The organism is Microbacterium testaceum StLB037 (assembly GCF_000202635.1).
In the GTDB taxonomy this organism is placed as follows: Bacteria; Actinomycetota; Actinomycetes; order Actinomycetales; family Microbacteriaceae; genus Microbacterium; species Microbacterium testaceum_F.
Genome location: NC_015125.1, coordinates 3,875,141 through 3,888,270, shown reverse-complemented (window position 1 = coordinate 3,888,270; position 13,130 = coordinate 3,875,141). Strand labels below are relative to the sequence as shown.

Here is a 13,130-nt window from a genome sequence, read left to right as displayed (position 1 = left end):
CCGGTGCGCAGACTTCCCGCCTTCGTCGCCGTGACCGCCCTCGCCGGATTCGGTCTCGTCGGTTGCTCCGCCTCCGCCGGAGCCTCATGCCCCACCCCGACGGCGGATCCCGCGCTGTCCGCGGCGATCTCGGCGACCGGCGACGTCGGCACCGCGCCCACCGTGAACCTGCGCAGCCCGTACCTGCCGACCCAGACGGCTGTCGACACGCTCGTCCAGGGCGAGGGCGAGAAACTGACCGAGGAGGGCCAGCAGGCGTTCCTCGACGTGACGGTGCTCAACGCCGCCACGGGTGAGACGGCGATCGCCACCCCGTATGCGGCCGACTTCTCGCGGCCGCTCACCCTGCTCGCGCTCGAGAAGAGCGTCCCGGGCGTGGGGGAGCTCCTGCAGTGCGCGGCCGAGGGGTCGCGTGTCGCCGTCGCCGTTCCGAGCGACAAGATCCCCGCCGAGCAGGCGCAGGGCTTCGGGCTCACCGCGGGCGCACCGGCGGTGTTCGTCTTCGATGTGCGCAAGGTGTTCCTGCCCGCCGCCGACGGCGTCGAGCAGTTCAACACCGGAACCGGCATGCCGTCGGTGGTGCGCGCCCCCAGCGGCCAGCCCGGTGTCTCCTTCCCGCAGAACGATGCGCCGACCGACGTGCGCACCGAGACGCTCAAGAAGGGCGACGGCGAGGTGCTGACGGCGAACTCCAGCGCCATGATCCACCTCGTCGGTGTCGCGTGGGGCGCCAAGACCACCTTCTTCTCCACGTGGGAGACCGGCGCTCCCGGTCAGGCGACCGCGTCTCAGCTGCCGCCCTCCCTGGCCTCGGCGCTCGAGGGTCAGACGGTGGGATCGCAGGTCCTCGTCGTGGTTCCCGCAGACCAGACCTCGGCCGACCAGCAGGCGCTGCGCGCGCCGGCCGACAAGGCCCTCGTCTACGTCGTCGACATTCTCGGCACGGTCGGCTGACCTGACGTCGGGGGCCTGTGGGCGGGCCCGATCGCCTGCCGTCGCCCCGTGACGACGCCCGGTCGCTCCGCGGGGAGGGACCGGCGCCTCCGCCGCGCCTAGGATGGGCGGGTGCCCGCCACCACCTCCAGAAGCGCTCCCGAGGAGCGACTGGTCAACCTCGTGGTCGCCCTCATGGCGACGGAGCAGGGGCTGACGAAGGAGACGATTCTCTCGTCGGTCGCGGGGTATCGCGAGCAACTCGAGGCGGGGGCGTCGAAGGACGCGCTCGAGAAGATGTTCGAGCGCGACAAAGAGAACCTTCGCGGTCTCGGCATCCCGATCGAGACGATCGGTGAGCGGGCCGATCCCGACGACCTGCGCGAAGCCCGTTACCGCGTCCCCACCGCGGAGTACGCGCTGCCGGAGGACATCTCCTTCAGCCCGGCGGAGATCGCCCTGCTCAACATCGCCGGCGACGTGTGGGGGACGGAGTCGCTCTCCGCGGACGCGCGGAGCGGGCTTCGCAAGATCCGCGCCCTGGGGATTCCCGTCGACGAGCCGATCATTGGCTACGCCCCCCGCATCCGGGTCCGTGACGCATCGTTCCCGGCTTTCCAGAGGGCGATCGAGGAGTGCCGCGTGGTGACGTTCTCCTACCTGCGCCCGGGAGAGCCGCGCCCGCGCGAGCGACGGATCCGGCCCCTGGCCCTCGTCGAATACGAGGCGCGCTGGCACGTCTTCGGTTTCGATCTGACGATGGATGCCGATCGCACGTTTCTCCTGCCCCGGGTCGTGGGCGACGTGACCCTGACGCGGGAGAAGTTCCCGTCGGCGCTCCGCGTCGGAGCCGGAGAGCGCGCTCTCGCCGGGCTGGCAGAGGTGGCCGACCGCCAGCGAGCTCTTCTCGAGGTGCACCCGGGGACTGAGGCGTCCCTCCGGCTCGCACGCCGGGCCCTGCCCGCGCCCCAGGGGGTCGTCGTGCCCTACGTCGATCTACACGTGTTCGCGGATGAGCTGGCGTCGTACGGGCCCGAGGTCCGCGTGGTCGAACCGTCGAGCCTGCGCGACGAAGTGATCCGCCGACTCGAGGCCACCCTCGTCCTCCACGGGGGTGCCGCGTGAGTCTCGAACGTCCCCTTCAGGCGCTGGATCGCGCCGCTCTGCTCCTGCAGCTCGTGCCGTACCTCATCGGCAAGGGCGAGGTCTCGGTCACCGAGGCCGCGAACGAGTTCGACGTCACGCCCGCCCAGATGCGCGCGATGGTCGAGCGGTTGACGGTGATCGGCCTTCCGGGCGAACGCGGCTACTGGCAGCTGCCGAACGAGCTGTTCGACATCGACTGGGATCTGCTCGAGCGCGAAGACATCATCGCGATGACCAACACCGTCGGGCTCGAGCGATCCCCGCGTCTCACCGCGCGCGAGGCGGCGGCCCTCCTGGCTGGACTCCAGCTTGCGCGCACCCTGCCCGGTGTCGCCGACAACGAGCTCGTCACGGGACTGCTCGCGAAGCTCGCACGCGGGGCCTCCTCCGCGCCGCCCGCGGTCATCGTCGCACCGGGACCGGTCGACGGGGTGCGCGAGGTCGTGGATCGGGCGCTCCGCGCCCGGGTCGCCGTCAGCTTCACCTACCGCGCCCCGGGCGCCGGGCCCACGCTGCGGACGGTCGACCCGATCAAGGTCCACATCGCCAACGACCAGTGGTATCTCCAGGGGTGGTGTCACACGCGGCAAGCCGTCCGCACCTTCCACCTGGACCGCGTGAGCGATCCCGAGCTGACCGACATCCCCGCCGAACACGGCGCCGATCCGGTCCCCGAGCTCTTCGCGCCGGCCGATGACGACGTCGTCGCCCGCTTCCGGTTCCCCCGCGAGGTGGCGCCGCTGCTCGCCGACTACCTCGAGCGCGCCGACATCGTCGACGACGGCGACGCCTCCATCGCGTCGCTCCGCCTCGCCGATGAGCAGAGTCTCAAGCGACTCGCGGCACGGCGGGGCGGCGACGTCGAACTGCTCCAGCCGGAGGGGGCGCGACGGGCGGCCGCGGCCTGGGCGGCCGCCGGTCTCGCGCAATACGCCGGCTGAAGAACAGGGTGAACTGCGCCCCTGATCCGGGCTTCCGTGCATGTCCTCGGGTTAGACTGGCGATCACCCCCGAGGCTGACGAGGAGTCATCATGTTCCAGGGAATCACCGGAGTACACCTGCTGATCGTTCTCGCGGTCATCCTCCTTCTGTTCGGCGCGACGAAGCTTCCGGCGCTGGCGAAGAGCGTGGGTCAGTCCGCTCGTGTCTTCAAGAACGAGATGAAAGAGATGAAGCGCGACGACGAGGTCTCCGCCGAAGCGACAGACGTTCCGCGCGCCACCGAGGTCGGCACCGCCACGGCAGCCGCTCCGGAGCAGCGCAAGCCGAACGACACTTCTGTTTAAGGCGTGACCACGGCAGGACCCCCGCGGATCGACATGCCGGAAGGACCGCGGCGAGACAAGCGCATGTCGATCGGCGCTCATCTCATCGAGCTGCGCAAGCGTCTGATGATCGCCGCCGCGGCGCTGATCGTCGGGATGATCGTCGCGTTCGCGATCACCTCGCCGGTGATCGAGTGGATCACCGTGCCCGTGCGTGAGATCGCCGCCCAGCGCGGCGACAACCTCTCGGCCATCAACTTCACGGCGGTCACGTCGGCGTTCGATCTGCGCATGCGGATCGCGTTCACCATCGGCATCTTCCTGTCGGCGCCGATCTGGCTCTGGCAGATCTGGGCGTTCATCATGCCCGGCCTCACGCGGAAAGAGATCCGCTACACGATCGGTTTCGTCGCTTCCGCCGTCCCGTTGCTCTTCGGCGGCTGCTACGTGGGCGTCTTGATCGTCCCGCACGTGATCCAGCTGATGTGGAGCTTCACGCCGACGGGGGCGGCCAACCTCTACAACGCCGCCGACTACTACGACTTCGTCTTCAAGCTGATGCTCGTCATCGGTGTCGCGTTCGTGCTGCCCGTCTTCCTCGTGGCGTTGAACGTCGCGGGGGTCATGAGCGGGAAAGCGATCCTCAAGGGGTGGCGCGTCGCCGTCCTCATCGCCACGCTCTTCGCCGCCCTGGCCACCCCTGCGGCGGACATCGTCAGCATGCTGATGCTGGCCGGCATCCTGGTCGTGCTGTTCTTCGCCGCGGCCGGGGTGTCGATGCTCTTCGATCGCCGCAAGGCTCGCCGGATGGCCGCTGAGGGCCTTTTGGGACCGAGGGCGTGAGCGGGCTCAGCCCGGCTGATCGCTTCGCGCGGGCCTCGGCCCGTTCCACGCACCCGCACACGGCCGACTTCGCGGACGCGCAGAGCTTCGAGCTCGACGACTTCCAGATCGCCGGATGCCACGCCCTCGAGGACGGGCGCAGCGTGCTGGTCGCGGCTCCCACCGGCGCGGGCAAGACGATCGTCGGGGAGTTCGCGATCCACCTCGCGATGCTCGAGCCCGGCGACAAGGCCTTCTACACGACGCCGATCAAGGCGCTGTCCAACCAGAAGTTCCACGAGCTGCAAGAGGTCTACGGCGACGACGAGGTCGGCCTGCTCACGGGCGACACGAACATCAACGCCTCGGCGCGCATCGTCGTCATGACGACCGAGGTCCTGCGCAACATGCTCTACGCCGACTCCCCGGCGTTGCGCGGTCTCCGGTTCGTCGTCATGGACGAGGTGCACTACCTCGCCGACCGCTTCCGCGGAGCGGTGTGGGAAGAAGTGATCATCCACCTCCCGCGGTCGGTCAAGCTCGTCTCGCTGTCGGCCACCGTGTCGAACGCCGAGGAGTTCGGCGACTGGCTCGACACCGTCCGCGGCGACACGGAGGTCATCGTCTCGGAGACGCGGCCCGTGCCGCTCGAGCAGCACGTGCTCGTGCGCGGCGACCTCTTGCCCCTCTTCGACGACCGCGCGGGCGTGGCGACGGCGCAGGTCAATCAGGAGCTCCTGCGGATCCGCGGCGGCAACGCCGGGGGATACGAGAACAACCGTCGCGCCCAGGAGTACCGCTCCCAGCGTCACGCGGGCGGCCCGCGCCACGCGCACCAGCGTCGGGGCGGTCACAAGCCGGTGCGCGCCTCGCAGGGGCCGCGCATCGAGCGCATCGATCGACCCGAGGTGGTCGAGCTACTGCAGCGAAACCACCTGCTCCCGGCGATCTTCTTCATCTTCAGCCGCGCGGGCTGCGACGCGGCCGTGCAGCAGCTGCGCCGCGCGAACGTCCGGCTCACCTCGGCCGACGAGCGCGTCGCGATCCGCCACATCGTCGACGAGTTGACGTTCACCCTCAAAGACGAGGACCTGGCGGTCCTCCACTTCTGGGAATGGCGCGAGAACCTCGAGCGCGGCATCGCCTCGCACCACGCGGGGCTCCTCCCGGCGTTCAAAGAGGTCGTCGAGGAGCTGTTCCGTCGCAAGCTCGTCAAGGTCGTCTTCGCCACCGAGACGCTCGCGCTCGGCATCAACATGCCCGCGCGGACGGTCGTCCTCGAGAAGCTCGAGAAGTTCAACGGCGAGGCCCGCGTCGCGATCACGTCGGGGGAGTACACGCAGCTCACCGGGCGTGCGGGCCGACGCGGCATCGACGTCGAGGGCCACGCGGTCGTGCAGTGGACGGAGGGCCTCGAGCCGCAGTCCGTGGCATCCCTCGCCTCGAGGCGTACGTACCCGCTCAACTCGAGCTTCCGGCCGACGTACAACATGGCGGTCAACCTGATCGATCAGTTCGGGCGATCGCGGGCGCGAGAGATCCTCGAGTCCTCGTTCGCACAGTTCCAGGCCGACCGCTCGGTCGTCGGACTCGCGCGCCAGGTGAAAGAAGCCGAGGAGTCGCTCTCCGGCTACGAGACGGCGATGACGTGCGACCGCGGAGACTTCCGCGAGTACTCGACGATCCGCCGCGAGCTCAGCGACCTCGAGAAGATCAATCGACGGGATGCCACGGCCCCCCGGCGACTGCGCGACGAGCGGCAGCAGCAGATCCAGTCCCTCCGACGACGGATGCAGCGGCATCCCTGCCACTCGTGCCCGGATCGCGAGGCGCACGCGCGATGGGCCGAGCGCTACTGGAAGCTCAAGCGCAGCACCGACAGGATCCGCCAGCAGATCGACCAGCGCACCGGGACGGTCGCGCGCGTCTTCGACCGGGTGGTCGAGGTCCTCGCGACGCTCGAGTACGTGGCGATCGACGAGGACGGCGGGACGGTCCTCACCCCGGCGGGACGGACGATGCGACGCATCTACGGCGAGCGCGACCTGCTCGTCGCGGAATCGTTGCGGCAGCGCCTGTGGGACGACCTCGACGCTCCCTCCCTGGCGGCGTTGGCGTGCTGCCTCGTCTACGAGCCGCGACGCGACGAGGCGGGACCGGGGGAGCGGGGACTGCCTCGGGGAGCCTTCCGCGGAGCCCTGGATGCCACGCAGACGCTGTGGCAGGAGCTGGACGACCTCGAACGCGACCACCGTCTGCCGGGGTCGGAGTCGCCCGCCTCCGGCTTGGCGCCGGCGATGCACGCGTGGGCGAAGGGGCTCCCGCTCGACAGCGTGCTGACGCTCGCCGATATGGCCGCGGGGGACTTCGTCCGCTGGGCCAAGCAGACCATCGACCTCCTCGACCAGATCTCGCTCGTTGCCGAGCCGAAGCTCGCCAAGACCGCCCGCACGGCGCTCGACGCGGTGCGTCGCGGGATCGTCGCGTACACGTCCGCGTGAGCGCGGGTCCCGCCGCCGCGATTTAGGCTGAAGGGGTGCCCCTCGCCGTCCCGCCGCGACCGATCGTTCCTCTGGCGGTCGCCGCGCCCCTGTCGGCCGCCGCGGGTCTCCTGCTCGTCACGGCATACCCCGCCCTCGCGTGGTGGCCGATGGCGTTCCCCGCCGTGGCCCTGGCCCTCGTCGCCCTCGCGGGGCGTCGCGTCTGGTCGGCGGCGCTGGTGGGCCTGCTCTTCGGGGCGACGTTCTTCTCCGTGAACCTCCTCTTCACCGCGCGCTACCTCGGGCCCATCCCGTGGATCGCGCTGTCGACGCTGGAGGCGCTGCTGACCGCGGTCTTCGCCGTGCCGATCGCCCTCGCCTACCGCTGGTTGCCCCGGGTCGCACCGGGGCTGATGAGCCGTCTCCTCGTGCTGCCCGCTCTCGTCGCCGGCCTCTGGACCCTGCGCGAGCAGGTCGTCGGGTCGTGGCCGTACGGGGGATTCCCGTGGGGGCGCATCGGCGTCTCCCAGGTGAACGGCCCCTTCGCGGAGGTCGCGTCGTGGGTCGGGATGTCGGGGCTGACGTTCCTCGTGGTGGCGCTGTGCGCGATGGCGATCGAACTCGTCCGCGCCGGGCGGTTCCGCGATCTGCGGCGCGCCGTCCCCGCGGCCGTCCTGCTCGTGGTCCTCCTCGCGCTGCCGCAGTTCCCCACGACGGCGGCCGGGTCGATGCGCGTCGGCGCCGTCCAGGGGAACGGGCCCGCGGGCTACTTCGACCAGCGCGCGCGGGGCGCTGTGCTGAACGCGCAGCTCGCGGCATCCGCTCCGCTCTTCGGCCAGGACATGGACGTCCTGCTCTGGCCCGAAGGCGGTGTCGACTCCGACCCCACGACGTCGGCGCAGACCGCCGGGGTTCTCGACGAGCTCTCGCGCCGGGTCGACGCGCCGCTGATCGTGTCCGCGGTGACGGAGAGAGGGTCCGAGCTGTTCAACTCTTCGCTGTTGTGGACGGCCGACGGCGGGCCCGAGCAGACCTACGACAAGCGGCATCCGGTGCCGTTCGGTGAGTACGTCCCGGACCGGGCGTTCTGGGAGCCCTTCGCCCCCGACCTCATCGGGCTGATCGGCCGGGAGTACACCCCGGGCACCGCGCGGCCTCTCATCGACCTCAACGGCATCGGTGTGGGGCTCGCGATCTGCTTCGACGTGATCTACGACGACGTCGTGTGGGACGGTGCGTCCGACGGTGCCGAGACCTACATGTTCCAGACGAACAACGCGGACTTCCGGGGAACCGACGAGAACCTGCAGCAGCTGGCCTTCGCCCGGATGCGCGCCATCGAGACCGGCCGCTCCGTGGTGAACATCTCGACCGTCGGCACGAGCCAGGTCATCGCACCCGATGGATCCACCCTCGATGAGCTGTCGGTCGACGTCGCCGGCCACATGCTCACCGACGTGCCGCTTCGGACGGGCCTCACCCCGGCCGTCGTGATCGGTCCCGCGGTCAAGATCATGCTGGGCGGAGGTTCCCTCCTCGCGCTGGTGATCGTCGGCGCCCTGGTCGGCCTGCGGACCCGGCGAACGAGAAAGACGCCGATCCCCGAAGGGACCGACGTCTGAACTCGGTGGTCAGCGTCAGGCGCTGATCTTCTGATCTCCCGCTCCGCGACGCGCGCGGACGAAGGCGAGGCGCTCTTCGAGCAGCTCCTCGAGCTCGGGGATCGTGCGGCGCTCCAGGAGCATGTCCCAGTGCGTGCGCGGAGCCTTGTCGTCGCTGTGGTCGACGGTCGCGGTTCCCTCGCCGATCCGCAGGAGCGCCTCAGCACCACAGGTGCGGCATTCCCAGGAGGGCGGAACCTCGGCGTCGGCCGCGAAGGTCAGGACTGTTTCGCGCCCGCAGGTGCTGCAAGCGTAGGTGTGCTGCGCGCGGTCGTGGAACACGACCCCGTCTTCGCTCTGAAGGCTCTGTGCGCCGAGTCGGATGCCTCGAAGACTGCGATCTGCCATTGTGTGGTCCTCTCGTCGGTCCCCATGTATAACGACCGCACCTGTGCGCTTTATTCGAAATGAGCGCGTCCTGGCAGAACTCACAGGCGATGCTCAGCACACCTCCCGTTCAGCGGCTGTTCACGAGCGCCCGCGCGGCGTCGCCGCGGTCGGTCACGAGCCCGTCCACACCGGCATCCAGGAGACGCGACATGTCGGCCTCGTCGTTGACGGTCCAGACGTGCACCTCCACGCCCGACGCGTGGGCGGCGTCGATCAATCGAGGGGACACCACGCGGATGCGCCCCTGTCGCTCGGGAATCTGAAGAGCATCGATCCCGCGCAGGGCACGACGAACGAGGGGACCGATGCCCGTCGCCACCGCGGCCACCACACGGGCGACGGTCGCCGACCCGGGGGAGGTCGCGGGCGCGAGAGCGCCACCCACGCTGGCCGCGGCGGCGAGGGCGCGGTGACGCCGATCGTCCGAGAAGCTCGTCAGGAGCACGCGATCCGCGTGCGGGGCGACGAGGCGACCGACGGGCTCGGCGGCCGCCTCGGCCTTCACATCGAGGTTGAAGTGCGTCTCGGGGAAAGCCTCGAGGGCCTGTTCGAGCGTGATCAGCCCGCCCCGGTCGGCCATCACCTCTTCGAGCTCGTGCAGGCGGACGTCGGCGATCCGGCGCGGGTCGCCGGTCACCCGGTCCAGATCGTCGTCGTGGAACAGCACGACGACGCCGTCAGCGGTGAGATGGCAGTCCGATTCGACGTAGACGAGGCCGGCGGCGTGGGCCTCGGCCACCGCCGCGAAAGAGTTCTCGACGATTCCCAGCGCTGCGGCATCCGCGGTGACGAGACCGCGGTGCGCGAGCACCCGAGGGGGATCGCCGGCGGCGAAGTACGGATGACGCGGCGCGATCGAGCGAATCATGTCGGGGCCTCCGCGGCGAACGTAGCACGGTGATCCGACACGCTCGTGACGCGCCGACACCCCGGAGCGGAGCCGGTGCGGCTCGGTAGGGTGGGAAGGTCGCCTGTGCCCCCGACGGCGCGCGGCTCGATCACGAATCGTCAGGAGAATCCGTGTCCCAGACCCTTCCGTCCGGCTCCCTGAGCGGCAAGACCGCCCTCGTCACCGGCTCGTCCCGCGGCATCGGCGCCGACACCGTCCGTTACTTCGCCGAGGCCGGCGCGAACGTCGTCATCAACTTCCGCAACAAGGCGCCCCGCGCCGAGAAGCTCGCGTCGCAGCTGCGCGAACTCGGCGTCGAGGCCCTCGTCGTGGGCGCCGACCTCACCGATCCCGAATCGGTGAAGGCGATGTTCGACGAGGTCGAGCGCACCTTCGGCGGTCTCGACGTCCTCGTGCTCAACGCCTCGGGCGGCATGGAGTCGGGCATGGCCGAGGACTACGCGCTGCAGCTCAACCGCGACGCACAGGTCAACGTGCTCGAGACGGCGCTGCCGCTGCTCAAGGACGACGCGCGTGTCGTGTTCGTCACGAGCCACCAGGCGCATTTCATCCGCACGACCCCGACCATGCCGGAGTACGAGCCGGTCGCGCTCTCGAAGCGCGCCGGCGAGGACGCCCTGCGCGAGAAGATACCCGCTCTCGAGGAGCGCGGCATCGGCTTCACCGTCGTCTCCGGCGACATGATCGAGGGCACCATCACGGCGACGCTGCTCGAGCGCGCGAACCCCGGTGCCATCTCGGCCCGTCGCGAGGACGCCGGCAAGCTCTACAACGTGTCCGAGTTCGCCGCCGAGGTCGCTCGCGCGGCCGTCGACCCGGTGCCGGCCGACAACACCCGCCTCGTCGGAGACACGGGCTCGTTCGGAGGCGAGTGAGGTGCGCCCCGTCGACATCGAGGCGCTGATCTCCGTCGGTCGCCCGGTCCTCTCGTCCGACGGCGGCTTCGCCGTCTTCGCCACCTCGCGTCCCGATCTCGCCGCCGACCGCGGAGTCGGCCAGCTGTGGCGCGTCGACCTGCCCGACGGAACCCCGCGTCGCCTGACGCGCGGCGTCGTCGACCGTTCTCCGCGGCTCTCGCCCGACGACAGCACGATCGCGTTCCTCCGCGCCGACGAGCGCGGCCGCGCGCAGGTCTTCGTCGTCTCGGCGACCGGGGGAGAGCCCGTCCAGGTCACCGAGCAGCACGGGGGCGTCACCGACCTCGCGTGGTCGCCCGATGGTGCGCGCCTCGCCTTCTCGGCGCGTGTGCCCGAGCCCGGCCGCTACGGCACGGTCGAGGGACGGGATGCCGCGGCCGAACCGCCGCGTCGGATCACCGGCATCCGCTGGCACGCGAACGGGCTCGGCTATCTCGACCGACCGACCCACCTCTTCGTCGTGGACGTGCCCTCGATGGAGGCGGAGCCGTTCTACGCGCCCGCCCCGGCGATCGACGCTCCCGACAAGCGCGTGGTCGCGAGCGACGCCACGCGGCTCACCGAGGGCGACACCAGCTGGAACGGCGTCGTGTGGACGCGCGACGGCGCCGAGCTGCTCAGCGTGCCCGACGTCATCGAGACCGATCGCCGCGACCTGCGCGACCGGATCGTCGCGATCGCGGTCGAGGGCGGCGCCGAGCGCGAGGTGCTCGGAACCGCGGCGGACCTGTCGATCTCGGAGGTCGCTGTCGCCCCCGACGGCGCGGTGTTCGCGCTCGCGAACGACGTCGGGCCGGAGGGAGTCGACTTCGTGGCCCCCGGCGTCGCGCTGTTCGCGCTCGAGGCCGACGGCCCGCGCCGCCTCACCGACGCCGAGACGATCGACCTCGGCGAGGTCGGCAGTCACCTCTCGTTCGACGGCGACGACGTGCTCGTCCAGGACCGCACCCGCGGACGCCTGCGCCTGCTGCGCGTCACGCGCGGGGGAGAGGTGGCCGAGGTGCTCGGGGGCGACCTTGAGGTGAACGGCCACGCCGTCGCGAACGGCCGGGTCGTGGCATCCGTCGCCTCGCCCGAATCGTTCGGGGAGCTCACGCTCGTGGAGGGTCGCGAGGTCCGCGCTCTCACCGACTTCGGTGCCGCGGTGCGCGAGCGCGGAGTCGTCATCCCGGTCGAGCACGAGATCACCGGCCGCGACGGCTACCCCGTGCACGGTTGGGTCGCCACGCCCGAGGGGGAGGGGCCGTTCCCGGTCATCCTGCAGATCCACGGCGGGCCGTACGCCTCGTACGGGGTGCACGTCTTCGACGAGACGCAGGTGCTCGTCGACGCCGGCTACGCCGTGGTCTACAGCAACCCGCGCGGGAGCGCCGGGTACGGCCGCGAGCACGGCCGGTCGATCCGCCAGCGGATGGGGACGCTCGACTTCTTCGACGTCCTGGACTTCTTCGACGGTGTCGTCTCCGCCGACCCGCGCCTCGACGGCGACCGGGTCGGCGTGATGGGCGGCTCGTACGGCGGCTACATGACGGCGTGGGTCATCGCCCACGACCACCGCTTCGCCGGCGCGATCGTGGAGCGCGGGTTCCTCGACCCCACCGCCTTCCCGGGCTCGAGCGACATCGGCTCCTTCTTCGGGCAGGAGTACGTCGGCACCGACCCCGCACAGATCGCGGCGCAGAGCCCGATGGCGGTGGTCGATCGGGTGACGACGCCGACGCTCGTCCTGCACTCGGAGCTCGACTTCCGCTGCCCGCTCGAGCAGGCGACGCGGTATTACGCGGCGCTGAAGCAGCAGGGGACCGAGGCGGAGATGCTCATCTTCCCCGGCGAAGACCACGAGCTCACGCGCGGCGGGCGCCCTCAGCACCGGGTGCAGCGCTTCGACGCGGTGCTCGACTGGTGGAGCAGGTACCTGCCCACGGCGTGACACGAGAAAGGGACCGGATGCCATGGCATCCGGTCCCTTTCTCGTGTCCGCTTACGCGGCCTTGCCGAACTGGATCGCCCGGACGATCTGGAAGACGCCGAGGATCACGAGCGAGATGCCGATGAGCAGGAAGAGGGTGACCGCGCCGAGGAGCGGCGAGAACAGCAGCACGACGCCGGCGAGGATGCTCACGATCGCGAAGAAGATCGTCCACGCCCGCGCCTTCGATCCGTGGCCGACGGTGGTGAGCGACACGACGCCCTCGATGATCCAGAGGATGCCGACGAGCGTGCCGATGAACACGCCGAACCAGGCCGTCGTGGCCGAGAGGTTGGCGAACGAGAAGACGCCGGCGACGATGAAGAGGACGCCGAGGGCGATGTAGCCGATGCGTGTCCAGCCGGAGCGCCAGAACAGGCCGATCGCGATGTTCACGAGACCCGCGATGATGACGTAGACCGAGATGATGCCGACGGCGATCTCGGCGGTGCGGCCCGGCCAGATGAGGATCAGCAGACCGATGACGAGTGACAGCGCGCCGCTGATGCCGAGTGCGGTGCGAACGGCTCCAACGGCGGGGCTGGTCGTGGACGAGGGCGACATGGCGAGCCTTTCTGAGTGAAAGCTGAGAACAGTGCTCACCTTAGACCCGAGGGTGAGACTCACGCCAACGTG

12 protein-coding genes are annotated in these 13,130 nt (G+C 70.3%); 9 read left to right on the top strand and 3 right to left on the bottom strand.

Annotation, left to right across the window (positions count from 1 at the left end):
* The first annotated feature begins 3 nt into the window (after positions 1–3).
* The 7 genes from MTES_RS17795 to lnt all read left to right on the top strand — a co-directional run bounded on the left by MTES_RS17795 (position 4) and on the right by lnt (position 8,269).
* Positions 4–954: an FKBP-type peptidyl-prolyl cis-trans isomerase gene (locus tag MTES_RS17795; protein ID WP_013586673.1), complete on the top strand. Its 951-nt coding sequence runs from the start codon at positions 4–6 to the stop codon at positions 952–954.
* Positions 955–1,065: 111 nt separating this feature from the next.
* The gene (locus MTES_RS17790) at positions 1,066–2,058 is read left to right on the top strand and encodes a helix-turn-helix transcriptional regulator (RefSeq protein ID WP_013586672.1); all 993 of its coding nucleotides are present in this window, start codon (positions 1,066–1,068) and stop codon (positions 2,056–2,058) included.
* Positions 2,055–3,020, top strand: a complete 966-nt coding sequence (locus tag MTES_RS17785) for a helix-turn-helix transcriptional regulator (RefSeq protein WP_013586671.1) — start codon at positions 2,055–2,057, stop codon at positions 3,018–3,020. Before MTES_RS17790 ends, MTES_RS17785 begins: the two co-directional genes overlap by 4 nt.
* Before the next feature lie 91 nt (positions 3,021–3,111).
* Positions 3,112–3,366 carry a twin-arginine translocase TatA/TatE family subunit gene (gene tatA / locus MTES_RS17780; RefSeq protein ID WP_013586670.1) on the top strand — a complete coding sequence of 85 codons (255 nt, stop codon included), beginning with the start codon at positions 3,112–3,114 and terminating at the stop codon, positions 3,364–3,366.
* A gap of 63 nt (positions 3,367–3,429) precedes the next feature.
* Positions 3,430–4,188: a twin-arginine translocase subunit TatC gene (gene tatC / locus MTES_RS17775; protein WP_013586669.1), complete on the top strand. Its 759-nt coding sequence runs from the start codon at positions 3,430–3,432 to the stop codon at positions 4,186–4,188.
* The gene (locus MTES_RS17770) at positions 4,185–6,668 is read left to right on the top strand and encodes a DEAD/DEAH box helicase (RefSeq protein ID WP_013586668.1); all 2,484 of its coding nucleotides are present in this window, start codon (positions 4,185–4,187) and stop codon (positions 6,666–6,668) included. Before tatC ends, MTES_RS17770 begins: the two co-directional genes overlap by 4 nt.
* Before the next feature lie 35 nt (positions 6,669–6,703).
* The gene (lnt, locus tag MTES_RS17765) at positions 6,704–8,269 is read left to right on the top strand and encodes an apolipoprotein N-acyltransferase (RefSeq protein WP_013586667.1); all 1,566 of its coding nucleotides are present in this window, start codon (positions 6,704–6,706) and stop codon (positions 8,267–8,269) included.
* Positions 8,270–8,284: 15 nt separating this feature from the next.
* On the opposite strand, the gene MTES_RS17760 is transcribed toward lnt, so the two are convergent.
* Both MTES_RS17760 and MTES_RS17755 read right to left on the bottom strand, forming a co-directional pair.
* Positions 8,285–8,656 (bottom strand): RNA polymerase-binding protein RbpA, encoded by a 372-nt coding sequence (locus MTES_RS17760; protein ID WP_013586666.1) that lies wholly within the window; start codon positions 8,654–8,656, stop codon positions 8,285–8,287.
* A gap of 109 nt (positions 8,657–8,765) precedes the next feature.
* Positions 8,766–9,566 (bottom strand): glycerophosphodiester phosphodiesterase family protein, encoded by an 801-nt coding sequence (locus MTES_RS17755; protein WP_013586665.1) that lies wholly within the window; start codon positions 9,564–9,566, stop codon positions 8,766–8,768.
* A 152-nt stretch (positions 9,567–9,718) separates the two neighbouring features.
* Here MTES_RS17755 and MTES_RS17750 point away from each other — a divergent pair, with 152 nt between their 5' ends.
* Entirely contained in the window at positions 9,719–10,483 is a 765-nt protein-coding gene (locus tag MTES_RS17750; protein WP_013586664.1) for an SDR family oxidoreductase, read from the top strand.
* Position 10,484: 1 nt separating this feature from the next.
* Positions 10,485–12,455 carry an alpha/beta hydrolase family protein gene (locus MTES_RS17745; protein ID WP_013586663.1) on the top strand — a complete coding sequence of 657 codons (1,971 nt, stop codon included), beginning with the start codon at positions 10,485–10,487 and terminating at the stop codon, positions 12,453–12,455.
* A gap of 51 nt (positions 12,456–12,506) precedes the next feature.
* On the opposite strand, the gene MTES_RS17740 is transcribed toward MTES_RS17745, so the two are convergent.
* The gene (locus tag MTES_RS17740; RefSeq protein ID WP_013586662.1) at positions 12,507–13,058 is read right to left on the bottom strand and encodes an HdeD family acid-resistance protein; all 552 of its coding nucleotides are present in this window, start codon (positions 13,056–13,058) and stop codon (positions 12,507–12,509) included.
* Positions 13,059–13,130: the final 72 nt, after the last annotated feature.